Annotated in this window: 22 protein-coding genes and 3 tRNA genes; 14 read left to right on the top strand and 11 right to left on the bottom strand. The window is 64.2% G+C overall.

What is annotated here, in order from left to right; all coding sequences use genetic code 11:
- Positions 1-194: 194 nt before the first annotated feature.
- Together glnA and WDM24_RS22585 are read right to left on the bottom strand one after the other, a co-directional pair.
- Positions 195-1604: a type I glutamate--ammonia ligase gene (gene glnA, locus WDM24_RS22590; protein WP_338689038.1), complete on the bottom strand. Its 1410-nt coding sequence runs from the start codon at positions 1602-1604 to the stop codon at positions 195-197.
- 151 nt (positions 1605-1755) lie between these two features.
- Positions 1756-2094: a P-II family nitrogen regulator gene (locus WDM24_RS22585; RefSeq protein ID WP_011441447.1), complete on the bottom strand. Its 339-nt coding sequence runs from the start codon at positions 2092-2094 to the stop codon at positions 1756-1758.
- A gap of 355 nt (positions 2095-2449) precedes the next feature.
- Between WDM24_RS22585 and WDM24_RS22580 the strand changes: the two genes are divergently transcribed.
- Positions 2450-3949: an NAD(P)H-hydrate dehydratase gene (locus WDM24_RS22580; RefSeq protein WP_338826977.1), complete on the top strand. Its 1500-nt coding sequence runs from the start codon at positions 2450-2452 to the stop codon at positions 3947-3949.
- On the top strand, positions 3924-4385 hold the full coding sequence (locus tag WDM24_RS22575) for a GNAT family N-acetyltransferase (protein ID WP_166296115.1): 462 nt from the start codon (positions 3924-3926) through the stop codon (positions 4383-4385). Before WDM24_RS22580 ends, WDM24_RS22575 begins: the two co-directional genes overlap by 26 nt.
- A 34-nt stretch (positions 4386-4419) precedes the next feature.
- Here WDM24_RS22575 and WDM24_RS22570 read toward each other — a convergent pair whose 3' ends face one another.
- Entirely contained in the window at positions 4420-4761 is a 342-nt protein-coding gene (locus WDM24_RS22570) for a monooxygenase (protein ID WP_338826975.1), read from the bottom strand.
- A gap of 290 nt (positions 4762-5051) precedes the next feature.
- Here WDM24_RS22570 and WDM24_RS22565 point away from each other — a divergent pair, with 290 nt between their 5' ends.
- Complete coding sequence (locus WDM24_RS22565) at positions 5052-5834, top strand: tetratricopeptide repeat protein (RefSeq protein ID WP_338832430.1); 783 nt, start codon at positions 5052-5054, stop codon at positions 5832-5834.
- A 40-nt stretch (positions 5835-5874) separates the two neighbouring features.
- Here WDM24_RS22565 and WDM24_RS22560 read toward each other — a convergent pair whose 3' ends face one another.
- The 3 genes from WDM24_RS22560 to WDM24_RS22550 all read right to left on the bottom strand — a co-directional run bounded on the left by WDM24_RS22560 (position 5875) and on the right by WDM24_RS22550 (position 9182).
- On the bottom strand, positions 5875-6585 hold the full coding sequence (locus tag WDM24_RS22560) for a hypothetical protein (protein WP_338826973.1): 711 nt from the start codon (positions 6583-6585) through the stop codon (positions 5875-5877).
- 157 nt (positions 6586-6742) lie between these two features.
- On the bottom strand, positions 6743-7828 hold the full coding sequence (locus WDM24_RS22555; RefSeq protein ID WP_338826971.1) for an enolase C-terminal domain-like protein: 1086 nt from the start codon (positions 7826-7828) through the stop codon (positions 6743-6745).
- A 19-nt stretch (positions 7829-7847) separates the two neighbouring features.
- Entirely contained in the window at positions 7848-9182 is a 1335-nt protein-coding gene (locus tag WDM24_RS22550) for a multicopper oxidase family protein (RefSeq protein ID WP_338832429.1), read from the bottom strand.
- Positions 9183-9316: 134 nt separating this feature from the next.
- Between WDM24_RS22550 and WDM24_RS22545 the strand changes: the two genes are divergently transcribed.
- The 5 genes from WDM24_RS22545 to lon all read left to right on the top strand — a co-directional run bounded on the left by WDM24_RS22545 (position 9317) and on the right by lon (position 16216).
- A tRNA-Leu gene (locus tag WDM24_RS22545) sits at positions 9317-9401 on the top strand.
- A gap of 164 nt (positions 9402-9565) precedes the next feature.
- Complete coding sequence (gene tig, locus WDM24_RS22540; protein ID WP_338826969.1) at positions 9566-10927, top strand: trigger factor; 1362 nt, start codon at positions 9566-9568, stop codon at positions 10925-10927.
- Between the two features lie 173 nt (positions 10928-11100).
- Entirely contained in the window at positions 11101-11736 is a 636-nt protein-coding gene (locus WDM24_RS22535) for an ATP-dependent Clp protease proteolytic subunit (RefSeq protein ID WP_029082872.1), read from the top strand.
- Between the two features lie 453 nt (positions 11737-12189).
- On the top strand, positions 12190-13464 hold the full coding sequence (gene clpX / locus WDM24_RS22530; protein ID WP_029082873.1) for an ATP-dependent Clp protease ATP-binding subunit ClpX: 1275 nt from the start codon (positions 12190-12192) through the stop codon (positions 13462-13464).
- Between the two features lie 322 nt (positions 13465-13786).
- A complete protein-coding gene (gene lon, locus WDM24_RS22525) occupies positions 13787-16216 on the top strand; it encodes an endopeptidase La (RefSeq protein WP_338689000.1) in 2430 nt (809 codons plus the stop codon).
- 123 nt (positions 16217-16339) lie between these two features.
- On the opposite strand, the gene WDM24_RS22520 is transcribed toward lon, so the two are convergent.
- Together WDM24_RS22520 and WDM24_RS22515 are read right to left on the bottom strand one after the other, a co-directional pair.
- Positions 16340-17551, bottom strand: coding sequence for an MFS transporter (locus tag WDM24_RS22520; protein ID WP_338688998.1), 1212 nt, complete (start codon positions 17549-17551; stop codon positions 16340-16342).
- A gap of 31 nt (positions 17552-17582) precedes the next feature.
- The gene (locus WDM24_RS22515; protein ID WP_338826967.1) at positions 17583-18251 is read right to left on the bottom strand and encodes a GntR family transcriptional regulator; all 669 of its coding nucleotides are present in this window, start codon (positions 18249-18251) and stop codon (positions 17583-17585) included.
- Positions 18252-18433: 182 nt separating this feature from the next.
- Between WDM24_RS22515 and WDM24_RS22510 the strand changes: the two genes are divergently transcribed.
- The 5 genes from WDM24_RS22510 to WDM24_RS22490 all read left to right on the top strand — a co-directional run bounded on the left by WDM24_RS22510 (position 18434) and on the right by WDM24_RS22490 (position 20733).
- Positions 18434-18838 carry a GFA family protein gene (locus WDM24_RS22510; RefSeq protein WP_338826966.1) on the top strand — a complete coding sequence of 135 codons (405 nt, stop codon included), beginning with the start codon at positions 18434-18436 and terminating at the stop codon, positions 18836-18838.
- Between the two features lie 55 nt (positions 18839-18893).
- Positions 18894-18970 (top strand) — tRNA-Val (locus WDM24_RS22505).
- Positions 18971-19218: 248 nt separating this feature from the next.
- Complete coding sequence (locus WDM24_RS22500; protein ID WP_166296088.1) at positions 19219-19518, top strand: hypothetical protein; 300 nt, start codon at positions 19219-19221, stop codon at positions 19516-19518.
- Between the two features lie 22 nt (positions 19519-19540).
- The gene (locus tag WDM24_RS22495) at positions 19541-19846 is read left to right on the top strand and encodes a YciI family protein (RefSeq protein ID WP_029082879.1); all 306 of its coding nucleotides are present in this window, start codon (positions 19541-19543) and stop codon (positions 19844-19846) included.
- A 35-nt stretch (positions 19847-19881) separates the two neighbouring features.
- Positions 19882-20733 (top strand): class I SAM-dependent methyltransferase, encoded by an 852-nt coding sequence (locus WDM24_RS22490; RefSeq protein ID WP_338826962.1) that lies wholly within the window; start codon positions 19882-19884, stop codon positions 20731-20733.
- Here the strand turns inward: WDM24_RS22490 and pepT are convergent, their stop codons facing one another.
- On the bottom strand, positions 20734-21990 hold the full coding sequence (gene pepT / locus WDM24_RS22485; RefSeq protein ID WP_338826960.1) for a peptidase T: 1257 nt from the start codon (positions 21988-21990) through the stop codon (positions 20734-20736).
- 189 nt (positions 21991-22179) lie between these two features.
- The gene (locus WDM24_RS22480) at positions 22180-22479 is read right to left on the bottom strand and encodes an HU family DNA-binding protein (protein ID WP_165123851.1); all 300 of its coding nucleotides are present in this window, start codon (positions 22477-22479) and stop codon (positions 22180-22182) included.
- Positions 22480-22814: 335 nt separating this feature from the next.
- Here WDM24_RS22480 and WDM24_RS22475 point away from each other — a divergent pair.
- Positions 22815-22891: transfer RNA gene (locus WDM24_RS22475), tRNA-Asp, on the top strand.
- 115 nt (positions 22892-23006) lie between these two features.
- On the opposite strand, the gene WDM24_RS22470 is transcribed toward WDM24_RS22475, so the two are convergent.
- Entirely contained in the window at positions 23007-24131 is a 1125-nt protein-coding gene (locus WDM24_RS22470; RefSeq protein WP_338826958.1) for a 2OG-Fe(II) oxygenase, read from the bottom strand.
- Positions 24132-24198: the final 67 nt, after the last annotated feature.

Raw genomic sequence — 24198 nt, 5'->3', positions numbered from 1 at the left:
TTGACACCATCAGTTTGAGGGACGACCGCCTTCCAACCAACAGGCCGCTCGCGAGCGCGCTTCCAAATCGCGCCGTAGCGAGCGGGCGGCCGGCCCGTTACCCCATCTACGCGGATCTACCCATCGGGCGTTCATCCAAAAACAAAAGGCGCCTCCATCGGAAGCGCCTTTCGCATTTCACGGTGCCGTAGGTCTTACAGCGAGTAGTACATCTCGAACTCGACCGGGTGCGGGGTCATTTCGAAACGGGCGACCTCGGTCATCTTCAGCTCGATATAGGCGTCGATGAAGTCGTCGTCGAACACGCCGCCGTTCTTGAGGAAGCCGCGGTCCTTGTCGAGGTTCTCGAGCGCCTCGCGGAGCGAGCCGCACACCGTCGGGATCTGCTTCAGCTCTTCCTTCGGCAGATCGTAGAGGTCCTTGTCCATCGCCGGACCCGGATCGATCTTGTTCTTGATGCCGTCGAGGCCGGCCATCAGCATCGCAGCGAAGCCGAGATAGGGATTGGCCATCGGGTCGGGGAAACGCACCTCGACGCGCTTGGCCTTCGGGTTCGCGGTGTAGGGGATGCGGCAGGACGCCGAGCGGTTGCGCGCCGAATAGGCGAGCAGCACCGGAGCCTCATAGCCCGGAACCAGACGCTTGTAGGAGTTGGTCGACGGGTTGGTGAAGGCGTTGATCGCCTTGGCGTGCTTGATGATGCCGCCGATGTAGTGCAGGCAGGTCTCCGACAGGTCGGCATACTTGTTGCCGGCGAACACCGGCTTGCCGTCCTTCCAGATCGACTGGTGGACGTGCATGCCCGAGCCGTTGTCGCCATAGACCGGCTTCGGCATGAAGGTGGCGGTCTTGCCGTAGATGTGGGCGACCTGGTGGATGCAGTACTTGTAGATCTGCATCTGGTCGGCCATCAGCGTCAGCGTGTCGAACTTCATGCCGAGCTCGTGCTGGGCCGAAGCGACTTCGTGGTGATGCTTCTCGACCTTGACGCCCATCTTGCTCATCGCGCCGAGCATTTCGGAGCGCATGTCCTGCACCGAATCCTGCGGCGGCACCGGGAAGTAGCCGGCCTTGGTGCGGATGCGGTGGCCGAGATTGCCGCCCTCATATTCGGTGGCCGAGTTGATCGGCAGCTCGGAGGAATCGAGGCGGAAGCCGGTGTTGTAGGGCTCGGCCGAATAGCGCACGTCGTCGAACACGAAGAACTCGGCCTCGGGGCCGACGAACACGGTGTCGCCGACGCCCTGCGACTTCACCATCGCCTCGGCCTTCTTGGCGATGCCGCGCGGGTCGCGGTTGTAGGGCTCGCCGGTGGTCGGCTCGAGCACGTCGCAAACGATGACCATGGTGGTCTCGGCGAAGAACGGATCAATCGTCGCGGTGAGCGGGTCGGGCATCAGGCACATGTCGGATTCATTGATCGCCTTCCAGCCGGCGATCGAGGAGCCGTCGAACATCTGGCCTTCGGCAAAGGTGTCCTCTTCGATCATGCCGACGTCGAAGGTCACGTGCTGCCATTTGCCGCGCGGATCGGTGAAGCGCAGGTCGACGTATTTGACGTCGTTGTCCTTGATCGATTTCAGGACGTCTTTGGCGGTCTTCATGAATACCCCTTTTGGATTTGCGGGCCGGTTTCCAGCGGTGAGCGACGTTATTCTCGCTTTTGGCGAGTTCGTGTGACTGCTCAAACGAAATCAGGCTGCCGAAGCAGCCTTTTTTCTCTTTGCCGTCAGAAATTCCCGGATAGCACCGGGCTCAAATAGCGTCCAGCCCGGATTCGCCGGTCCGGATGCGGATCGCTTCCTCGATGTTGGAGACGAAGATCTTGCCGTCGCCGATGCGTCCGGTCTGGGCTGCGCGGCGGATCGCGTCGATCGCCTTCTCGACCAGATCGTCGCCGATCACGATCTCGATCTTCACCTTGGGCAGGAAGTCGACGATGTATTCCGCACCGCGATAGAGTTCGGCATGGCCCTTCTGGCGGCCAAATCCCTTGGCCTCGGTCACGGTGATGCCTTGCAGTCCGACTTCCTGGAGCGCTTCTTTGACCTCGTCGAGCTTGAAGGGCTTGATGATGGCTTCAATCTTCTTCACTGAGCGCCTCCCGGGCATTGCAGATTGCAGGGTCGAGTTCGATGCGCGTGGGGCGCAGTCTAGGTTGGTCTTGAGCCTTCCGGCGCCGGGCCGGAAACACGCGCAATGGTCGCATGGAGCGGCACTGCGCGCGGCTTCCTCAAAAGCAGGGTCTATGCCAAGTTGTGAAAGCCCCCGATTTCGGAATGTTATCAGCCTTTTATCAGGCAATCGGCTGATATCGAACCACATGGGCTATGATATCCAAGCCTAACAAATAGGCAAATAGATCAATCCATATGCAGTCGGCTAGTAGAAACCCCGCGAACGTCACAGGAATTGCCTCTCGAAAAGGCGAAGCGATTGAGGATTCGGCATGGACGTTCTGACCACGACGGAGATGGAGCGTGCCGACCGGCTGACCATCGCGGGCGGCACGCCGGGCTTCTCGCTGATGATGAGCGCAGGCCAGGCGGTCGCTGAAGCCGCGATGGAGCTGGTCGAGGAGGGGCCGATCGTCGTGGTCGCCGGTCGCGGCAACAATGGCGGCGACGGCTTTGTCGCCGCCGCCGAGCTCGCCGCGCGCGGCCGCGAGGTCTCGGTGATCCTGCTCTGCGAACGCGACAGCCTGCAGGGCGACGCGGCGCTCGCGGCGAAGGGCTGGAAATATCCGGTGCTGCCGTTCAATCCGCAGGCGCTCGGCAAGCCCGCCTTGATTATCGATGCGCTGTTCGGCGCCGGCCTCAATCGCCCGGTGAAGGGCGATCCGCTGGAGATGATCACGGCCATGAACGCCAACGGTACGCCGGTGTTGGCGGTGGACCTGCCGAGCGGCATCAACGGTACATCAGGCGCTGTCATGGGGGCGGCCGTGCAGGCCACCGAAACCGTCACCTTCTTCCGCAAGAAGCCGGCGCATCTGCTGCTGCCGGGCCGGATGTATTGCGGCCGGGTTCGCGTCGCCGATATCGGCATCGCGGCGCAGGTGCTCGACGAGATCAAGCCGCTGACCGCGGAGAACCTGCCGCAGGCCTGGCGCTGGTCGTTCCCGGTGCCGCGGATCGACGGTCACAAATACGCACGCGGACATGCCGTCGTGGTCTCCGGCGATCTCGCCTCGACCGGGGCGGCACGGCTCGCCGCGCGCGCGGCGCTGCGCGCCGGCGCGGGCCTCGTGACGCTGGCCTCGCCGCGCGACGCGCTTGCCGTCAACGCCGCGGCGCTGACCGCGGTGATGGTGCGCGCGGTCGACAATCCGATCCAGTTCGCCGAACTGCTCGATGACAAGCGCCTCAACGCCTGCGTGATCGGACCTGGCGCCGGCGTCAGCGCGCGCACCCGCGACTTCGTCCACACTGCGCTGTCGGCACAGCGGCATCTGGTGCTCGATGCCGATGCGCTGACGAGCTTTGCCGGCGCGCCGGACCGGCTGTTCGAGGCGATCAAGGCCGCCGACGGCCTTGGGGTGGTGCTTACCCCGCATGAGGGCGAGTTTCCGCGGCTGTTCAGCGATATCTCCAACAAGCATCCCGGCCGCTCCAAGCTCGAGCGCGTGCGCGCGGCTGCCGAGCGCTCCGGCGCGGTGGTGCTGCTGAAGGGCGCCGATACGGTGATCGCGTCGCCCGACGGCCGCGCCACCATCGCCGCCAATGCGCCGCCCTGGCTCGCCACCGCCGGTGCCGGCGACGTGCTCGCCGGCATCATCGCGGGCTTCCTGGCGCAGGGCGTCGCGGCCTTCGAGGCGGCCAGCATCGGCGTGTGGTTGCACGGCGAGGGCGCCAGCGAGGCGGGCCCCGGCCTGATCGCGGAGGATCTCACCGAGGTGCTGCCGGCCGTGTTCCGCCGCCTCTATGACGAGTTCGGGATTGAGTATTAGGCAACTCGCGCTTGCCGACATGGACGCCGCCGCACGCGTGCATCGGGCGGCGTTCGATCACGCGCTGCCGTGGCTCGCCGGCCTGCATACGCCCGACGAAGACCGCTGGTTCTATCGCGAGCGGATGTTTGCGGCGTGCACGCTGTGGGGCGCGTTCGACGGTGCGGCGATGAGCGGCGTGATCGCGTTCCGCGACGACTGGATCGAGCAGCTCTACGTGCTGCCTGCCGCGCAGGGAAGCGGCATCGGCGGTGCGCTGCTGGAGATCGCGAGGCAGGGCGCGGACCGTCTGCAACTCTGGACCTTCCAGCGCAATGTGCGGGCGCGCCGCTTCTACGAGGCGCGCGGCTTTGCGCCAGTCGAGCAGACCGACGGCAGCCGCAACGAGGAGAAGGAGCCGGACGTGCGCTATCTCTGGACGCGCGTGGGCGCGTGAGCGTCCGCCGGAGGCAGCTGCTGCCGACGTCTTTTCATTCCGCGGCGGAAATCAGCGCGGATTGGTTCACCCGCGTCTCGCCCTTGAGGTTGTCGACGGTGACGTGCGTGTCGTACCAGGTCAGCCGCGGCCGGGCTCCGAACCGTTCAGTCAGCTCTGCGATCTTGGCCTCGGTGAACCAGGCCTCGGCCGCCGCGCGGCTCTCCCACAGGTAAACACCGCCGGTGCCGGTCTCACCGTTGAGATAGTCTTTGCGGATCAGCCCCTTTGTCGCGAGATTTCGATAGATGGGCGCGCTGCCCATGCCGCCCTTGATGGCCTGTTCCTCGGTTCGCTTCGGGAGGTCGAATTGAACGATGACGATACACTGTGCCATCCTGGTTCTCCGATCTGTCACATGGTGTCAGGTTCGTTCGGCGGCACGCCGATCAGCCGCGACCATACAAGATCGGCCGTATCCTTGTCCCGCATAGATCCAATCCCTCCGCTTCCGGCGGAGGGCGCGGGGAGGCTCGCCAAGTGCTCACTCCCCCAGACACGAGACTTTTGGTGGACGCGTGGGAAGAGGCGGGCTAAAGCCCCACGACATTCCCTTGCATCCCGTGAATCCCGCTCGTGAGTGCCACGCAGAACAATTTCCTCGCTCAGGCGCTGCAACAAGGCGCAATGGCGTTGCGGGCGCGACAGTTTGCTCAGGCCGAGCAGATCGCCGCCAGCATCCTGAAATCCAACCGCACCGACAGGAACGCGGCGCTTCTCCTGGCCCATGCCCTGATGGGACAGGATCGGGGAGGCGAGGCGATCGCATCGCTGGAACGGATCGCGCGTCGCGGCGACGACGGCGAAGTCGAGACCCTGCTTGGCGCCCTGCTGTGCGGCGCCGGCCGCGCGGCCGATGGCATCGCGCAGCTTCGCCGTACGGTCGCGCGTCGGCCGCCCTATTTTCCCTCGTTCCAGGAACTCGCGGGTCAGCTCGTCAAGGTCGGTCAACGTAGCGACGCCATCGGCATCGTCGAATCCGGCCTTGCGCTGGCGCCCGACAATGTCGACCTGAAGCTCAGCCTGGGACGCCTGTTTCACGAGAACGGTGAGCTCGCGAAAGCGCTGAACGTCTTGACCAGCGCCCGCAAGAGCGCGCCGGGGCGGCCGGATGTCGTCAACGAACTTGGCCGGATCCTGATCCTGCACGGCGACTACGCGACTGCGGCCGATGCTTTCCGCCAGGTGCTCGCGCAGTATCCGGACGACCGCTCGGTCCGCGCTCACCTCGCCACGTGCCTTCTCGAGCAGGGCGAGCGCAATGCCGGTGAGGCGGCGCTGCGCTCCGTCACGCGCGGCCAGCCTCAATTGCTGGGCCGCGCGGCGTTCGTGATGGCCGCCTCATCGCATGGCCGCTTCTTCTTCGACCGGAGCGCGGCTGCGAAATTCCTCGGCGTGGAATCGAGCTGAGCGCTTTCCGCGAAATCCCGGAAGACGCTTTCGCGGCGCCTCAGGCCCTGAAGTTTCTCCGGTAGAGATTGGGCTGCCGTCGGAGCTCAGCGCGGAATTCGTCAACGCGCTTGGCTTCGTCCGTCGTGAAGGACGAGGCCTGCGCGGTCCAGCTGTCGCGCTTGACCGGAATGCATTGCGCGATCGGGGTTCCCTTCGGGAGCACGCCTTTGAAATTTCGGTCGTGCCAGTACGCCGGAAAGTGCACCCAGTTGTCGGCATAAAGGTCGGAATTGACCAGGCCGCTCAGCGTGGTGAACGGCAGGTCGAAGCGATTGACGGGATGCGTGAAGTAGACGGCGTAGCCTTCCGGGGCTTCGACGGTCCACAGATTGTGGAATTTGATGAAGAAGCGGCCCTCTTCAAACAGCGGCGTGCCGCTGACCTGACCCGGGTCGTGGAAGCCGATCGGCGAACGCGGAAATTCGGGCGTGCCTCCCGGCGGCAGGTCCTGGTCCCAGGTGATTTCGCCGTTTTCGACCCTGAGGTCGCAAACCAGCGGCAGCAGGAATCCGCAGGTCATCGCATCCACGAACGGCGGACAGCGCTTGATGGTGTCCTCGTCGTGCAGGTTGATCGAGCTGTAGGCGGTCGCCGGCATCGTCTTGAGCCAGTCGGGAACGCCCTGCGCTGCCGGCACGGGCGGCGGTATCAGGCCTTCAAGCTCCGTGGGACAGCGAAACTTGAGCGTCAGCTTGTTGGTGTTGGACATGGGGCGCTCCGATGTCTTGACGACCTACATGAATACGTCGCAAAGGTGAAGCGCACGACGATCATGGGCGCGTAGATGGGGAGCGCAGCGAAACCCATCATCTCACCGCGTCGAAAGAAAGTTGATGGGTATCGCTGCGCTCCACCCATCCTACGACCTACGGCACCAGATATTTCGCGACCGCCGGCTCGTTCCACTCGATGCCGAGCCCGGGACCGCGGGCGGTCACCGCGCCATCGGTGATCTCGGCTGGCCTTGCGAGGATCGCGCCGGCGAAGTCGAGGAATTCGAGCCAGTGCGCGGTCGGCGTCACGGCGAGCAGATGCGCGCTGACTTCCGCGAACAGATGGCTCGACATCGGGATCGATGCGGCATCGGCCTGTCCGGCGACCTGCATCCAGCCGGTAACGCCGCCGACCTTCATCACGTCGGGCATGATCAAGTCGGATGCGCCGGCCGCGATCGCCTCGGCAAAGCCGCGCGGAAACCACCAATTCTCGCCGGCCTGGATCGGGGTCGGTGAGGTCTCGCGGACTTTTGCGTGACCGGAGAGGCTCTCCTGCGGCACCGGCTCCTCGATCCAGTGCAAATCGTAGGGCGCAAGCCGCGCGATGCGTCGTGTGGCCTCCGCCGGATCGAGCGACTGGTTGAAGTCGATCATCAGCGCGATGTCGGGGCCGAGCAGGGCGCGCACGCCCTTCACGACACGCTCGTCATTGGCGGCGTCGCCGTCGCCGCCCTTGATCTTGATGCCCTTGAAGCCTTGGTCGAGCGAGCGGCGCAGCGCACGCTCGTCGGCAACGGGATCGACCGCGCCGTAGCTGTCATAGGCCTTGATCGGCTTCACCGAGCCGCCGAGCAGCTCGACCAGGGGCCGGCCGGCGAGCTGGCCGAGCACGTCCCAGTAGGCCATGTCGAGTCCGGACACGGCCATGCCGACCAGACCCTGCGCGCCGAGCAGCCGGAATTTGGCGTCCATCGCCTTCATCAGGTCGAACGGTGCGACCGGCTTGCCGACCAGCTCGCGGCCGATCTCCTCGATCAGATAAACCAGTGGTTTAAGCGTCAGCCTGCTGTAGGCGAAGATGTAGGTGCGGCCGGAAACGCCTTGATCGGTCTCGACATCGATCAGGACCAGCGGGCCGGAATCGATCACGCCGAACGCGGTCTTCACGGGGCGCTTGAGCGGCACCACGACGCTTCGTGCCTTCACTCCGCGAATCGCTGCAACTGTCTGGCTCATGAGCGTTTCCTCATGCTTGTTATTGGACACTGTACCATCGGACGAGCCGCGGCGCGGCCCAGTCGGTCGCGACCTGCTCGATCAGATAGCGGCCGGGATATTCGGCGAGGAAGGCGATGCGCTGGGTCTGGCCCGGTTCAACCGCGAGCGTGTCGAGCCAGAACGGCTTCCAGCCGTCATCGAGCCGGTCGAGCAGGCGGAAGTGATGGCCATGCAGGCGAAAGACGCTGGCGATCGCGCCGCGATTGGTCAGCGCCAGCACCACCGGCCGGCCGGCTTTGGCCTGAAAGGCCGGGGCGGATGACGGTTTGAACTCGGCCGGCTGGAACCATTCGGTCGGCGTGCCCAATGCCAGATCGAACCGCGCCGCGCTCTTGAGGTCGAGCTGGGCGGGCAGGTCGTTGCCCGGAAGCGGCGGGGCAGGCGGGAACGGCGCCGGCCGGAGCGGCGGATCGTTCGAGATCGCGAGCCTGCCGACCGGGCGGGCCTGCTTGCCGTCGTGCAGCAGGATCGGGAAGCTTGTTCCCGGCGTCCCGGCCGCGTCGACAAAGACATCGGTGCGGCTTCCGGGCGCCAGCACCAGCGCGCCGTTGCGGGCCGAAAACGGTTCGGCAGGCTGGCCGTCGATCGCCATTACCCGGACTTCGAGGTTCTCCAACTTGACCGCCAGCACGCTGCGTTGGCTGCCATTGATAAAGCGGAGTCTGAGCCGGGCATTGGCCGGTACCGAGATCTCGTATGAGGTTTTGCCGTTAATTGTTTGAATCGCCGAGCTATCTTTTGGATCATCCCCTGGTGGGATTGCGCTCCCATCCCCCCGCAGGCGCCACTCCTCGACCAGCAAGACCTCGTCGCGATCGACCGCAACCGGCGAGGTGCCGCTCACGATCAGCGGCCGCGGCCGCGCCGGGGCCGTGCCGCCATTGCCGAGCAGCGGCTCGCACAGGAAGGTGCCGGCATGCCGAAGTGGGAGCTGGAAGGTATCCTTTGCCCCCGCGGCAAGCGGCGCCCGGGAGGCGAGCGGCTCCGCGGCCGGGACGCCGTCGAGCCCCCGGCAATCGAGCGCGGCTGCGACCGGCAATTCGTTACCGAACGTCACATCCAGCACCTCGCCGCGCCTGAAGCGGAGGTCGCCGCTGCCCAGCGACCAGACCTCAGTCGCTGGACCGTCAGGACGAAGCCGGATGTGGTCGGTTTTGGCCTGCAGCGCGACCGCCGTCCGGCCCTGCGCCGAGCCCGCGGCCGGCAGAGCCGGGCACAACGCCGCGGCGCCGAGGGCGGCCATCAGGTCGCGCCGGGTGAGGGAAAATTCGGGAGGGAATTCGGGACTTGCCATCCGGCCGATGCGGACCATTTTCAAGTGGGCCTGTCCAGTCGCGATCGGTCGCAGGGTGGGCTGCACAGCGGCCATTTTTTTGCTGCGAACCGGTGGACGCATGTTATAAGCCCGCCGCCCGCGGCACCGCGGCCGAATTGGATGCTTTTCTCGCGGGCGTGGCGGAACTGGTAGACGCGCTGGATTTAGGTTCCAGTGACGAAAGTTGTGGGGGTTCGAGTCCCTCCGCCCGCACCAAGCGCTTACAGCGTTTGCATGACGATTCCTTGGAGAACCTTTGGCCCCGAAGGGGTGACGGTTCGCCGAACCCACAGACGTTAGGCCGCCAGGCTCCGCGTCGAACAGATTGAACACTGCAACGGCCGCTCGGGCCGCGGCAAAAGCGGAAGAAGATTGATACCATGCAGGTCACCGAGACCCTCAACGAGGGACTGAAGCACGAATTCAAGATCAGCGTTCCGGCATCCGATCTCGATGCCAAGGCGGGCGCCAAGCTGGTCGACCTCAAGGACAAGGTCCGTCTCAACGGCTTCCGTCCCGGCAAGGTGCCGGTGGCGCATCTGAAGAAGATCTATGGCCGCTCTGTGATGGCCGAGACCATCGACCAGACCATCCGCGACACCAACACCGAGATCTTCACCGAGCGCGGCTTCCGCCTCGCCGGCGAGCCGAAGATCACGATGCCGACCGAGAAGGACGAGGTCGAGGAACTGCTGTCGGGCAAGACCGACCTTACCTACACGGTCGCGATCGAGGTGGTGCCGCAGATCCAGCTCGCCGATTTCAAGTCGTTCTCGGTCGAGAAGCCGGTGGTCGATGTCTCCGACGCCGACGTCGACGATGCCATCAAGCGCATCGCCGAAGGCAGCCGCCCGTACAATGCGAAGGCCGAAGATGCGAAGGCGGAGAAGGGCGACCGCGTCACCATCAGCTTCAAGGGCACCATCAACGGTGAAGCCTTCGAGGGCGGCACCGGCGAAGGCATCCAGGTCCTGATCGGCGCCGGCCAGTTCATCCCGGGCTTCGAGGAGCAGCTGATCGGTATCGGCACCAACGAGACCCGCACGCTCAAGGTCCCGTTCCCGAAGAACTACCTCAACGAAAAGCTCGCCGGCCAGCCGGCCGAGTTCGAGACCACCGCGACCCTGATCGAGGCGCCCGGTGAAACCACGATCGACGACGAGTTCGCCAAGACGCTTGGGCTCGAATCGCTCGACAAGCTGAAGGAAGCCGCGCGCGAGCGCCTGACGGCCGAGTTCGCCGGCGCCACCCGTCAGAAGGTCAAGCGCGCGCTGCTCGACCGGCTCGACGAGAGCCACAAGTTCGAGGCGCCGCCATCGCTGGTCGACGAAGAGTTCAAGCTGATGTGGAACTCGATCAAGGCCGAGATGGACTCGTCCGGCAAGACTTTCGCCGACGAGAACACCACCGAGGATGCGGCCAAGGAGGAGTACCACAAGATAGCCGACCGCCGCGTCCGCCTCGGCCTCGTGCTGTCTGAGATCGGCGAGAAGAACAAGATCACAGTGACCGACGACGAGGTGTCGCGGGCCGTGATCGAGCGCGCGCGCCAGATGCCCGGCCGCGAGAAGGAAGTCTGGGACTATTACCGCAGCAACGCCCAGGCGCTGGCCCAGCTCCGTGCCCCGATCTACGAGGACAAGGTCGTCGACTTCGTCCTCGAGCTCGCCACTGTGACCGAGAAGAAGGTCACCAAGGATGAGCTGTTCAAGGATGAAGATGCCGAGAAAACTGCCGCTTAATTCCGGCACCTCGCGTTAATGATGAACCGCGAAAGCGCGCCTAGCGACGGATCCCGTCGCTAGGCGCGCAGACCTGCCCGGATGGCTAGTGCCGGTCTTGTCGGCCGGAAATTGGCCCATATCTGGGTTAAGCCTTAAAGTTCTGCATCACCCCTAACCCCTGGGTTGTCCCAATGCGCGATCCCGTTGAAACCTACATGAACCTCGTGCCGATGGTCGTCGAGCAGACCAATCGCGGCGAACGCGCCTACGACATTTTCTCGCGTCTCCTGAAAGAGCGCATCATCTTCGTCACCGGTCCAGTGGAAGACGGCATGGCAACGTTGACTGTCGCGCAGCTGTTGTTCCTCGAAGCCGAGAATCCGAAGAAGGAAATCTCGATGTACATCAACTCGCCGGGCGGCGTGGTGACGTCGGGCCTTGCGATCTACGACACGATGCAGTTCATCCGCCCTCCGGTGTCGACGCTGTGCACGGGGCAGGCGGCCTCGATGGGCTCGCTGCTGCTGGCGGCCGGCGAGAAGGACATGCGCTTCTCGCTGCCGAATTCGCGCATCATGGTGCACCAGCCCTCGGGCGGCTTCCAAGGCCAGGCCACCGACATCATGCTGCACGCGCAGGAGATCCTGAATCTCAAGAAGCGCCTCAACGAGATCTATGTGAAGCACACCGGCCAGACCTACAAGGCGATCGAGGACGCGCTCGAGCGCGACAAGTTCCTCACCGCTGAGGACGCCAAGGCGTTCGGCCTCGTCGACAAGGTCATCGACAAGCGTCCGGAAGACCCGTCGGCTGCGAAGGCTGCTTGACAAGGCCGCCCGATCGGAACAGGCCTCTGAGGCGTCGGTGTGATCTCCACATTGACGCCTCACATAACCGGCAAAGCAGAACGGGCGGACCGGCCGGCAGGTACATGCGCGCGGGCGGAAAGTTCCGGTTTCGTGCTCCTATGCTGGCGTGGTAATCCCGCAACGTTCCGAGGATTTCAGCGCGTATTCCACGTGCGATCGTTGAAAATCACGGTATTGTCACGGTCTTGAGCCGGCCATCCGATTAGCGAATTCTTGATAGTCGGGTGCCAGCATGGTTGGCTGTAATGCGCCGGCCGAGATCGCGGAGATTCGAATAAACCGTGATTCGCACGGTCAGTATTGCGTAGGCTCTTTTTTGGTACGGAATTTGCTCTATCTACCCTTAAGCTCCGGTTTGGTGCCGGATTGGGTCGATCTGGCAAATGATCGAACGGCGGACGGAGATAATGAATGAGTAAGGTCGGCACGAGCGACGCCAAGAACACGCTATACTGCTCGTTCTGCGGCAAGAGCCAGCATGAAGTTCGCAAGCTGATTGCCGGACCGACTGTCTTCATTTGCGACGAGTGTGTCGAACTGTGCATGGACATCATTCGCGAGGAGAACAAATCCTCGCTGGTGAAGTCGCGCGACGGCATTCCGACGCCGAAGGAGATCTGCAAGGTCCTGGACGACTACGTGATCGGCCAGAGCCATGCCAAGAAGGTGCTCTCGGTCGCCGTCCACAATCACTACAAGCGGCTTAACCATCAGACCAAGCACAACGACGTCGAGCTGGCGAAGTCGAACATCCTGCTGATCGGTCCGACCGGTTCGGGCAAGACGCTGCTCGCGCAGACGCTGGCCCGCATCCTCGACGTGCCGTTTACCATGGCTGACGCCACAACGTTGACCGAAGCCGGCTACGTCGGCGAGGACGTCGAGAACATCATCCTGAAGCTGCTGCAGTCGGCCGACTACAACGTCGAGCGCGCGCAGCGCGGCATCGTCTATATCGACGAAATCGACAAGATCAGCCGCAAGTCGGACAATCCCTCGATCACCCGCGACGTGTCGGGCGAGGGCGTCCAGCAGGCGCTGCTGAAGATCATGGAAGGCACGGTGGCCTCGGTCCCGCCGCAGGGCGGCCGCAAGCATCCGCAGCAGGAGTTCCTGCAGGTGGATACCACCAACATCCTGTTCATCTGCGGCGGTGCATTCTCGGGCCTCGAGAAGATCATCTCCGCGCGCGGCCGTTCGACCTCGATCGGCTTCGCGGCGCAGGTGCTCGCGCCGGAGGATCGCCGCACCGGCGAGATCTTCCGCCACGTCGAGCCGGAAGATCTGCTGAAGTACGGCCTGATCCCGGAATTCGTCGGCCGTCTGCCCGTCGTCGCGACGCTGGAGGACCTCGACGAGGCCTCGCTGAAGAAGATCCTGACCGATCCGAAGAACGCGCTGGTGAAGCAGTACCAGCGGCTGTTCGAGATGGAGAACATCGAGCTGACCTTCGCCGACGAGGCGCTTGGCGCGGTCGCCCGCAGGGCGATCGAGCGCAAGACCGGTGCGCGCGGCCTGCGGTCGATCCTGGAGAGCATCCTGCTCGAGACCATGTTCGACCTCCCGGGCCTCGAAGGCGTCGAGGAAGTCGTGATCTCGCGCGAAGTGGTCGAGGGAACGGCGCGTCCGCTCTACATCTACGCGGATCGTTCCGACCGCGCCGTCGAGAGCAGCGCGAGCGCTTAAGAAGCGCTCGTCTCTATCCGCCAAAAATGCAGGGCTGCCGGGCAATCCGGCGGCCGTTGCGGCGCAGCAGCAGCGCCCTTGTGGCATCGCAGTAAATGCCTGTTTAGCCTGAATTTCCGGGCACTTCTCAGACTTGACACCCCCCGGCCTGATAGCCACCTAATGCTATCGGCGAGGGACCTCATGTGTTGAGATTCGTCGCTTTACGATGCGGAATAAGCGACTGCTGACGGCAATCTTTTTCCGGATCACCAAGGCACCTTGTGGCGGTTGCGCAAGCAGGCGGACTGCGTGCAAGGGGGCAAAACAAAAGGATAAGGCCATGACGACCTCAAAACCCCGGCCAACGATCGTCCACGGCGAAAGCCATTCCTATCCGGTGCTGCCGCTCCGCGACATCGTCGTCTTCCCGCACATGATCGTGCCGCTGTTCGTCGGCCGCGAGAAATCGATCCGAGCGCTCGAAGAGGTGATGAAGAACGACGCGTTGATCATGCTCGCGACGCAGAAGAACGCGTCCGATGACGATCCGGCACCCGATTCGATCTACGAGACCGGTACGCTCGCCAGCGTCCTGCAGCTCCTGAAACTGCCCGACGGCACCGTGAAGGTGCTGGTCGAGGGCCTCGAGCGCGCGCGTGTCGAGAAGTATTCCGATCGCAGCGAATATTACGAGGCGACCGCGGTCGCGCTCGCCGACGCTGACGCCACCTCGGTCGAAGCCGAGGCGCTGTCGCGTTCGGTCGTGTCCGACTTCGAGAGCTATGTGAAGCTCAACAAGAAGATCTCCGCCGAAGTCGTCGGCGTGGTCCAGGCGATCACCGATTTCGCCAAGCTCGGCGACACCGTTGCCTCGCATCTGGCGGTCAAGATCGCCGATCGGCAGGCCATCCTGGAGACGTTGTCCGTCACGCAGCGCCTGGAGAAGGTGCTGGGCCTGATGGAGAGCGAGATCTCGGTGCTGCAGGTCGAGAAGCGCATCCGCTCGCGGGTCAAGCGCCAGATGGAGAAGACCCAGCGCGAGTATTACCTGAACGAGCAGATGAAGGCGATCCAGAAGGAGCTCGGCGACGACGAAGGTCGCGACGAGCTGGCCGATCTGGAGGAGAAGATCTCCAAGACCAAGCTGTCCAAGGAAGCGCGCGAGAAGGCACAGCACGAGCTGAAGAAGCTGCGCCAGATGTCGCCGATGTCCGCGGAAGCGACCGTCGTGCGCAACTATCTGGATTGGCTGCTGTCGATCCCGTGGGGCAAGAAGTCCAAGGTCAAGAAGGACCTCGAGGCCGCGCAGGCGGTGTTGGACTCCGATCACTACGGGCTCGAGAAGGTCAAGGACCGCATCGTCGAGTATCTCGCCGTGCAGTCGCGCGCCAACAAGCTGACCGGACCGATCCTGTGCCTGGTCGGTCCTCCCGGCGTCGGCAAGACCTCGCTCGGCAAGTCGATCGCGAAAGCGACCGGCCGCGAGTTCGTGCGCGTATCGCTCGGCGGCGTGCGTGACGAGGCCGAGATCCGCGGTCACCGCCGCACCTATATCGGCTCGATGCCCGGCAAGATCATCCAGTCGATGCGCAAGGCGAAGACCTCGAACCCGCTGTTCCTGCTGGACGAGATCGACAAGATGGGCGCCGATTTCCGCGGCGATCCGTCGTCGGCGCTGCTTGAGGTCCTGGACCCCGAGCAGAACTCGACCTTCAACGACCACTATTTGGAGGTCGATTACGACCTCTCCAACGTGATGTTCATCACGACCGCGAATACGCTGAATATTCCGGGCCCGCTGATGGACCGTATGGAGATCATCCGGATCGCCGGCTACACCGAGAACGAGAAGGTCGAGATCGCGCGCAAGCACCTGATCCCGAGCGCGCTCTCCAAGCACGGTCTGGACTCCAAGGAATGGTCGATCGACGACGCGGCCTTGCTGTTGATGATCCGCCGCTACACCCGCGAAGCGGGCGTGCGTAATTTGGAGCGTGAGCTCTCCACACTCGCCCGCAAGGCGGTGAAGGAGCTGATGATCTCCAAGAAGAAGTCGGTGAAGGTCACCGAGGCGAATATCGAAGAGTTCCTCGGCGTGCCGAAGTATCGCTACGGCGAGATCGACGAAGAGGACCAGATCGGTATCGTCACCGGCCTGGCCTGGACCGATGTCGGCGGCGAACTGCTCACCATCGAAGGCGTCATGATGCCCGGCAAGGGCAAGATGACGGTCACGGGCAATTTGCGCGACGTGATGAAGGAGTCGATCTCGGCGGCGGCGTCCTACGTCCGCTCGCGCGCGATCGTCTACGGCATCGAGCCGCCGCTGTTCGACAGGCGCGACATCCACGTTCACGTGCCGGAGGGCGCAACCCCGAAGGACGGTCCGTCCGCGGGCGTGGCGATGGCCACCGCGATCATCTCGGTCATGACCGGCATTCCGGTCCGCCATGATGTCGCGATGACCGGCGAGATCACGCTGCGCGGCCGCGTGCTGCCGATCGGCGGTCTGAAGGAGAAGCTGCTGGCTGCCGCGCGCGGCGGCATCAAGACGGTGCTGATCCCGGAGGACAACGCCAAGGATCTCACGGAGATATCCGATGCGATCAAGGGCGGCATGGACATCATTCCGGTCTCGCGGCTGGATGAGGTCGTCGCCAAGGCGCTGACCCGCGTGCCCGTGCCGATCGTCTGGGACGAGGAGGCCAGCAAGGTCGACGTCAAGCCCGATGCTTCGGATGAAGCGTCCGGCGGCCTGACGGCGCACTGAAGCGAGCTCTAGTCTTGAGAAATCAAACGGCGCCTTCGGGCGCCGTTTTTGTTTTGGTTGCTTGCGAGTGAGGTCAGGAAGCAGACGGCCTCAGTCACCACCGGGGGCGGGGCGGGCGCCGGACTACTTCTTCTTCTCGACGACGAAATTGCCGATCGCCCCGAGCGCCATCAGCACGCTGGTTCCCAAAAACACCGCGCGCATGCCGATATGGCCGCCGATGAATCCGCCGGCGAGCGGGCCGATCACCTGACCGGCATACTGCGCCGAGATCGAGTAGCCGAGCATGCTGCCGGTGACGGCGTCGGGCACGTTGTGCCGGATCACGCTGGCGATGCAGGGCAAAAGGCCGCCGAGCGCGAGACCCATCAGGAAGCGCAGCAGGATCAGTTGCCAGCCGCTGATCACGAAGGCCTGCGGGATCAGCAGCAACGCCGAGACCGCAAGGCAGATGATGATGATCCGCCAGTGGCCGACGCGATCGGCGAGCTTGCCGAGATGCGAGGAAGACAAGAGACTGCCGAAGGCCGCCGCCGACATCACGAGGCCGGCGACGAAAATCACCTGCGGCGCCTCGACCAGTTGCGCGACATAGACCGTGATGATCGGCTCGATCGACATGTTGGCGATCATCAGGAGCAGGCCGGTTCCCCACATCGCGATCACCGGGCGCTTGTCCGGAACCAGCGACCAGCCGCCGCGCGACTTGGCGCCTTTCGCCGTCTTCGGCCGCGCCTCCTCGCGGATCAGGAAGGTGGTGCCGAGGAAGGTGATGAAGATGACGCCGCCGATCAGGAAGAAGGTCGCGCGGATGCCGATCAGCCCGGGCAGCACGCCGCCGATCAAGGGACCGACCAGGCTGCCGGCCATGATGCCGGCCGACAGCACGCCGATCGCCCAGCCGGACCGCGCCTTCGGCGTTTGCGCCGCGACCAGCACGGTCGAGCCCGAGGCGTAGCCGCCGAGCAGGCCGGTCAATAGCCGCAAGCCGACCAGCTCATAGACATTGTGCGCCATGCCGATCAGCGACATGGCAATCGCCATGCCGAGGCTGGCGCGGATCAGCATCAGCTTGCGGCCGTAGCGATCGGCGAGCCGTCCCCACAGCGGCGCCGTCAGCGCCGCGCTGAAGAACGTTGCGCCATAGGCGATGCCCGACCACTGCACGATGGCGGCATGATCCGATACGCCGAGCTGCTCGACATAGAGCGGCAGGAACGGCAGCAGCAGCGTCATTCCCACGATGGTGGTGAACGAGCCGACCACGCAAACGATCAGGTTGCGCTTCCAGGGGCCGGCGTCGAGGATGGCTTCGCGATCGACTTCGGCGTCCATGACTTGAGCGTCCAATACTTTAGCGTCCATATCAGCGCAGCCCGATGACGGCGAAGCCGCGCGCGCGCAGGCCGCGGCGATCCTCGTTCAGCGAACGCAGCAGCCGATCGCGGGTGGCGGTGATGTGATCGGCCGCCTCGCGCGCGGCAGAATCCGGATCGTTGGCCTTGATGAAGCCGAGGATGCGGCGGTGCTCGCGCCAGGCCTGCTCGCGCGAGGGTTCGGTCCACACTTCGAGCCAACGTGCCCGCGACAGCCGGGTCATCGCGCCGGCGATCGCCTTGACGATGAAGGGATTGCCGGAGAGCCGCGCGATCTCGACATGGAAATCGGTGCCGACGCGGTGCCATTCCTCGCGCGGTGCGCCGGACTGGCAGGCATCCAGCATCTCCTCGACGCCGGCGATGTCGGCCGCGCTCGCCCGCGCGCAGGCGAGGCGGACGGCCGTCGTCTCCAGCGGAATCCGGAATTCGGCCAGCGCCTCCAACTCGCCGAGATCGATCGGCGCCACGATCCAGTTGCGGCCGTCGCGGCGGACCAGCTCCTCGCCTTCGAGCCGCACCAGGGCGGCGCGGATCGGCGTGCGCGATCCCTCGAACCGGCTCCCCAGCCAACGTTCGGTCAGCCGCTCGCCGGGGCCCAGATCGAGCGAGAGGATCATCTCCCGGAGCTGGTCGTGGATCTGGAGCATCTGCGACATGGATGTGCCTCGGCGTGTGCACGGGATCGAGTTTCTGGAGGCTAGCGTATCCCGAACTGGTATCCCAAACTAGGCTGATCCGGGATACCAGAATTGCTCGCCGAGGGGGGCGGGAGCCGAGCCGTAGACGATGGAACCACGCCCAGGGAGCCCGCTTGTTTGACGGAATTGGGAGAACGCGGATGCAAATCGACGGGCAATGCCATTGCGGGGCTGTGACCTATCAGGCCGAGATCGATCCCAAACGAGTATCGATCTGCCATTGCACCGACTGCCAGACGCTGACCGGCTCGCCCTATCGCGTCACGGTGATCTGCGCCGCCGAGCAGGTCCGGCTGACCGGAGGCGCGCCGAAAGTGTACGGCAAGCGGGGTGACAATGGCCGGATCCGCTTCCAGCATTTCTGCGGCGATTGCGGTTCCCCGTTGTTCACGAGCGGCGAGGACGGCGGCCCCGACGACTGGGGCATCCGCTGGGGCAACATTCGCCAGCGCGGCGAATTGACCCCGCGACGCCAGCTCTGGTGCCGCTCCGCCGCGCCATGGGTCAATGATCTCGGGGGATTGCCGGCGCGGCCAACCGATTGAGGCTTTGCGGCCTTGCACCTCGGGGGCGGGCGAGGCTAAAGAGGCGCGCAGGTAAGGGCGGCTAGCTCAGCTGGTTAGAGCATCTCGTTTACACCGAGAGGGTCGGGAGTTCGAATCTCTCGCCGCCTACCAGCCTTCGCCCTGCGGGCTACGGCTTGGCAAGCCAGCCTTTGCGGATCAACTCGACCGCGTACTCGGTGCCGCAGGGCGAAGGCTGTCACGCCGAAGCTCGAAGAGCGCAGGCGGACTGGCTCATCACCGATCACTGCTGTTCCCCTGCGGACCAAAGTATGATTCCTGTCATCGTCATTCTCGCCGCGCAGGTTTGGAATCGACCTCGCTGCGATGCTATTATCTCGGCCTAACCGGGAACCTGATGCATGCGCAAACTCGCCGCGATTCTTTTTCTTGCCATGATTGCCGGACCTGCCTTGGCGCAGGACCATGTGCAGCGCTATCGCGAAGAGATCGAGAAGTCACCGGCGGATACCGCCAACGAACAGCGGCAGCAGCGCGCCTACCAGCGCGCGCTCAGCGGCGTGCCGGATCAGAAGCCGACCGACCCCTGGGGCATCGCGCGCAGCGATGGGCAGGGCGCGCCGAAGGCGAATGCCGCCAAGACCACTGCGAAGACGCCTGCGCCGAAGCAGGCCAAGCCGACGAGCGCAGCCGCCAAATAATCCGAGACCGCGGGCCAGGTCGATGAAGTATTACGTCTGTAAATTGACCGGCCCGCGTCCGACCTTCCCGCAGGACATGACGCCTGAGGAAGCCGCGATCATGCAGGCGCACGTCGCCTATTGCGGCGAATTGCTGCGGGCCGGCAAGGCGCTGGTGTTCGGTCCAGTGGCCGATCCCGCCGGCGTTTGGGGGTTGGGCGTGCTGCAACTGTCCGACGATGCCGATCCGCAGGAGATCGTCGCCAACGATCCCGTCACCAGGGCCAATGCCGGATTCACCTATCAGGTGATGCCGATGCTGCGCGCCGCGACGCGCGAGAGCTGCTAGCATCGCAGGAAGTTTCTCAGCAAGGTTTTGTTCGCATGAACGCAGGTCATCCGCAAAACGCCGATCAGATTGCCTATTGGAACGGGCCGGGCGGCCAGCGCTGGGCCACCAGGCAGGCCGCGCAGGACATCGTGCTGCAGCCGGTGCTCGACCTGCTGATCGATCGCGCCGCGCCGAAAGCCGGCGAGCGCGTCGTCGATGTCGGCTGCGGCAGCGGCGCGTCGAGCTTTGCGCTGGCGGCGAAAGTCGCTCCCGATGGCCACGTGCTTGGCGTCGACGTCTCGGAGCCGATGCTGACGCGGGCGCGGCAGAGCGCGCCGCAGGGATTGCCAGTTGAGTTCGCGCTTGCCGATGCGACGGTCTATCCGTTCGCCGGCGAGAGCTTCGACCTGCTGGCCTCGCGCTTCGGCGTGATGTTCTTTGCCGATCCGGCGGTGTCGTTCGCCAACCTGCACAAGGCGATGCGGAAGAGCGGGCGTCTTGCCTTCGCCTGTTGGCAGGAGCCGCGCGAGAATCCGTTCTTCATGGCGCCGCTGCAGGCGGTCTACAAGCACGTACCGAAACTGCCGCAGCTCGGCCCCGAGGATCCCGGTCCGTTTTCGTTTGCGTCCGAGGCGCGGGTGAAGCGGATCCTGGGCGAAGCCGGCTTCTCCGGCATCGCCATGGAGCCGTGCAAGGTCGAGCTCGACGTTGCTGTTGGCCGCGGCATGGATGCGGCGATCCAGGGCGCGCTCGAGATCGGGCCGGCCAGCCGTGCGCTGGAAGGACACCCGGACGATGTGCGCGCCGCCGCCATCGCATCGATGCGCGAGGCGCTGAGGCCGTTCGCGAAGGGCGATGCCGTGGCGCTGCCGGGCGCGATCTGGATCGTGACCGCGCGGGCCTGATCAGGCCCTTTCTTCCCAGATCATCGCCAGATGGACGATGGTCTGCACGGCCTTCTCCATGTCCTGCCGGCTGACCCATTCGAGCCGCGAATGGAATGCGTGCTCGCCGGCGAAGATGTTCGGGCAAGGCAGTCCCATGAAGGACAGCCGTGAACCGTCGGTGCCGCCGCGGATCGAGGTCTTCACCGGCGTCAGGCCGGCGCGCTCGATCGCCTCGATCGCGTAGGCGACGATCTGCGGGTGGCGATCGATCACCTCTTTCATGTTGCGGTATTGCTGCTTGACCTCCATGCGGTAGGTCGAGCGCGGATACGCCTTCATGACACCCTGCACGATCTCTTCGAGCAGCGCTTCCTTCTGCTTCAGGCCGGCCTCGGTGAAATCGCGCACGATGAAGTCGATCCGGGCGTTCTCCAGCGCGCCCGAGATCGCGACCGGATGCAGAAAACCTTCCTTGCCCTCGGTGGTCTCGGGCGAGCAGGTATCCTTCGGCAGGCGATCGACGATCGCGGCGGCGATCTTGATTGCGTGCTCCATCTTGCCCTTGGCGAAGCCCGGATGGGTCGCGACGCCTTCGATGATGATGCTGGCGCCGTCGGCCGAGAAGGTCTCGTCCTCGATATGGCCGGCGGTCTCGCCGTCCATGGTGTAGCCGAAATCGGCGCCGAGCTTCCTGATGTCGACCTTGTCGACGCCGCGGCCGATCTCTTCGTCCGGCGTGAACAGGATCTTGATGGTGCCGTGCTTCACCTGCGGATTGGTGATCAGGAAATGCGCGGCATCCATGATCTCGGCGAGGCCGGCCTTGTTGTCGGCGCCGAGCAAAGTGGTGCCGTCGGTCGTGATGATGTCGTTGCCGATCTGGTCGGCCAGCGCTTCGTGCTCGGCGGCGCGGATCACCTGCGAGGAATCGGCGGGCAACACGATGTCGCCGCCGCGGTAGTTCTTCACGACCTGCGGCTTGACGTTCTTGCCGGTGCAGTCGGGCGAGGTGTCCATGTGCGAGCAGAAGCAGATCACCGGCACCGTCTTGCCGGTGTTGGCCGGGATCGTTGCATAGACGTAGCCATGCGGATCGAGATGCGCATCCGCGACGCCCATCGCCTGCAACTCGGCGACCAGCAGGCGGCCGAGATTCTTCTGCTTCTCGGTGGAGGGCGTGGTGGGCGAATCCGGGTCGGACTGGGTGTCGATCACGACATAGCGCAGGAAGCGCTCGGTGACGGTGTGCTTGAAGTCGAGAGCCGGTGCCAGCATGAAGACCGCACTAAGGTAGGGAAGGGGAAGACAGCGCTTGGGCTAACGCGAGCAAACCGCGACAAGCCGAGTCCCGCGAGACAACTCTATAACAGAAAAGCGCCATTCCGGGGCCGCGTGACCAGCCGGAATGGCGCTTTGTCTTAACGGAGAGAGTTAAAGGCTTCGAGCGCTTTCGAGCGAATGGGCCTAGACGGCTTCCTTCAGCTCCTTGGCGGCGCGGAAGGCGACCTTCTTGCTCGCCTTGATGTGGATCTGCTCGCCGGTCGCCGGGTTGCGGCCCATGCGGGCGGCGCGCTTGCGGACCTGGAGGATGCCGAGCCCGACGATCCTGATACGCTCGCCCTTCTTGAGGTGCTTGGTGATCCGGTTGACCATGTCGGTCAGGATCGCCTCGGCCTGCTTCTTGGACAGCTCCTGCTCTTCGGCGATGGCCGCCGCCAGGTGCTTCAGCGTGATCGTCGCCGGTGTCGCTGCTTTCTTCGCCATGTCTGGCCCTCCTCGTTGCTGAATGGCTGGATTGCTTGCTGCTTTCGCGCGAATGGCGTGCCGTTCGCGTCGGGAAAAGTGCGTCCGAAAAAGTCCTGAAACCGCCGGTTCTGGGAACGGGCAGCGCCGGGCCGGCCACAGGAAACCCAGACCTATCAGGCCTTAGTTGATTCGGGGCTTTACTGACTACGCCGTTTTGCCTGAAAACAGCCGACAACTCGGGCCTCGAGCGCAAGAATGCCCGTGCTGTGCAGGGATCCGGAACGTCCTTGACTAACGGGAAGAGGCCCTTTATGCCCTCGGTCCTGCGCGGATCAATCCGATGATCGGCATCCGCGGGAGTAGCTCAGTTGGTTAGAGCGCCGCCCTGTCACGGCGGAGGCCGCGGGTTCGAGTCCCGTCTCTCGCGCCATTTATTTCAATAACTTAGCAGAGATCGCGGTTCCCAAGGGCATTTGCTCGGGCGCCGCTGAAGTCGTTTTTGCCGCCTTGTTCCTCGAGCGCCCTGGCCTTGGGATCATCGACCGTCAGGACGGCGCGTGGTCGGAGCGTTCCTCCCTCGAAATGAACCTGCGGTTTTCGTCCCTGATATCTGCCGCGGCCTGGTCGTAGAGGAACGGCAGGAAGGCGTAGCGCTTGCCGCGCGTGACGAGGCTGACGGCGTGCAGCAGCGAGCAGGAGAACACGACGGCGCATCCGGTGGGCGGCTTGAACGACTGCGGCCCGTATTCCGGGAAGCCGATTTCGCCGCCGTCAAAATCATCGTTCAGATTGATTGAGATGGCGAACCGGCGGTGCGCCGTGCCCTTGGTCGTGTTGTCTCGATGCGGTGCAAAGTGCGCGTTGTCGGCGGCGTCGTAGCAGCCGACCATGTATCGCTCGATATGCGTCGCCTTGAATTGGTGAACCTTGGCGATCTCGGGAACGATCGCGCGCTCGATCCGCAGATCGACCTGACGTCTGAGCTCGGCGTCTTCAAGCAGAAAGTCCCTGCGCGCCTTGAACCGGAGGTCCCTCACGCCGACCGTCTTGCCGTCGATCTCGCGCATGACGCCGGACATCTCGCCGCCGTTGCTTTCGTAGAGGCTGATCAGATGTTTGCAGAAGGCCGGCTCGAACACCTGCGGCAAGTACAGGATCGGGGCCTGCAGACGTATTCCACTGAAGCGATCCGGCGGCGGCAGGGTGCGCAGGCGCGAGATCAGCGCGGCGGTTTGCCCGAACGGAGCCAAACCCATCACACGCAGCGTGGGATCGATGAGAATCCACATCCGCTTGTATCGCGATTGCTCGCCCGGCGCCGAGGCCTGCGGAACTGCGCCGTAGAGGCGGCTGACAGCCCCGTCGAAATCCAGGAAATATCTGATGCCGTTTCGCTCCGACAGCGTCTCGTTGGCCTTGTCCCTCGCATCGATCGTCACGCCAAAAAACGCCGCGCGCTGTCCGTCGAAAACATCTGTTGCGTCCGTGACCTGCTGGATCACTTCGCGTGCGCCGTCGTCTCCGGCACTGCCGAGAAAGCACAGCGCAAGATAGCGGCCGCCGGCACTTGAGAATGAATAATTCGGAAGCGAAAGCGTTTGCTGCGAAAACCACGGTGCGGCACTTCCCGGACCTAACGCGGCCGGCCCTCCCTGCGCGCTCTGAACCACTTCAAACTCCGATGAAAAAAGGGCGCTGAAAAATGGAGAGCGTATCGTCTCCCGGTGTCGTCGTCCA

It is taken from the genome of Bradyrhizobium sp. 27S5 (genome assembly GCF_037217225.1).
Taxonomy (GTDB): Bacteria; Pseudomonadota; Alphaproteobacteria; order Rhizobiales; family Xanthobacteraceae; genus Bradyrhizobium; species Bradyrhizobium septentrionale.
This window is presented reverse-complemented; position numbering and strand designations above follow the sequence as displayed.

Bases quoted from the DNA above. Each gene is read 5' to 3' on its own strand.
- glnA (WP_338689038.1), bottom strand. From the start codon at position 1,604: ATGAAGACCGCCAAAGACGTCCTGAAATCGATCAAGGACAACGACGTC.
- WDM24_RS22580 (WP_338826977.1), top strand. From the start codon at position 2,450: ATGGACGTTCTGACCACGACGGAGATGGAGCGTGCCGACCGGCTGACC.
- WDM24_RS22575 (WP_166296115.1), top strand. From the start codon at position 3,924: ATGACGAGTTCGGGATTGAGTATTAGGCAACTCGCGCTTGCCGACATG.
- WDM24_RS22570 (WP_338826975.1), bottom strand. From the start codon at position 4,761: ATGGCACAGTGTATCGTCATCGTTCAATTCGACCTCCCGAAGCGAACC.
- WDM24_RS22565 (WP_338832430.1), top strand. From the start codon at position 5,052: ATGGCGTTGCGGGCGCGACAGTTTGCTCAGGCCGAGCAGATCGCCGCC.
- WDM24_RS22560 (WP_338826973.1), bottom strand. From the start codon at position 6,585: ATGTCCAACACCAACAAGCTGACGCTCAAGTTTCGCTGTCCCACGGAG.
- WDM24_RS22555 (WP_338826971.1), bottom strand. From the start codon at position 7,828: ATGAGCCAGACAGTTGCAGCGATTCGCGGAGTGAAGGCACGAAGCGTC.
- WDM24_RS22550 (WP_338832429.1), bottom strand. From the start codon at position 9,182: ATGGTCCGCATCGGCCGGATGGCAAGTCCCGAATTCCCTCCCGAATTT.
- tig (WP_338826969.1), top strand. From the start codon at position 9,566: ATGCAGGTCACCGAGACCCTCAACGAGGGACTGAAGCACGAATTCAAG.
- WDM24_RS22535 (WP_029082872.1), top strand. From the start codon at position 11,101: ATGCGCGATCCCGTTGAAACCTACATGAACCTCGTGCCGATGGTCGTC.
- clpX (WP_029082873.1), top strand. From the start codon at position 12,190: ATGAGTAAGGTCGGCACGAGCGACGCCAAGAACACGCTATACTGCTCG.
- lon (WP_338689000.1), top strand. From the start codon at position 13,787: ATGACGACCTCAAAACCCCGGCCAACGATCGTCCACGGCGAAAGCCAT.
- WDM24_RS22520 (WP_338688998.1), bottom strand. From the start codon at position 17,551: ATGGACGCCGAAGTCGATCGCGAAGCCATCCTCGACGCCGGCCCCTGG.
- WDM24_RS22515 (WP_338826967.1), bottom strand. From the start codon at position 18,251: ATGTCGCAGATGCTCCAGATCCACGACCAGCTCCGGGAGATGATCCTC.
- WDM24_RS22510 (WP_338826966.1), top strand. From the start codon at position 18,434: ATGCAAATCGACGGGCAATGCCATTGCGGGGCTGTGACCTATCAGGCC.
- WDM24_RS22500 (WP_166296088.1), top strand. From the start codon at position 19,219: ATGCGCAAACTCGCCGCGATTCTTTTTCTTGCCATGATTGCCGGACCT.
- WDM24_RS22495 (WP_029082879.1), top strand. From the start codon at position 19,541: ATGAAGTATTACGTCTGTAAATTGACCGGCCCGCGTCCGACCTTCCCG.
- WDM24_RS22490 (WP_338826962.1), top strand. From the start codon at position 19,882: ATGAACGCAGGTCATCCGCAAAACGCCGATCAGATTGCCTATTGGAAC.
- pepT (WP_338826960.1), bottom strand. From the start codon at position 21,990: ATGCTGGCACCGGCTCTCGACTTCAAGCACACCGTCACCGAGCGCTTC.
- WDM24_RS22480 (WP_165123851.1), bottom strand. From the start codon at position 22,479: ATGGCGAAGAAAGCAGCGACACCGGCGACGATCACGCTGAAGCACCTG.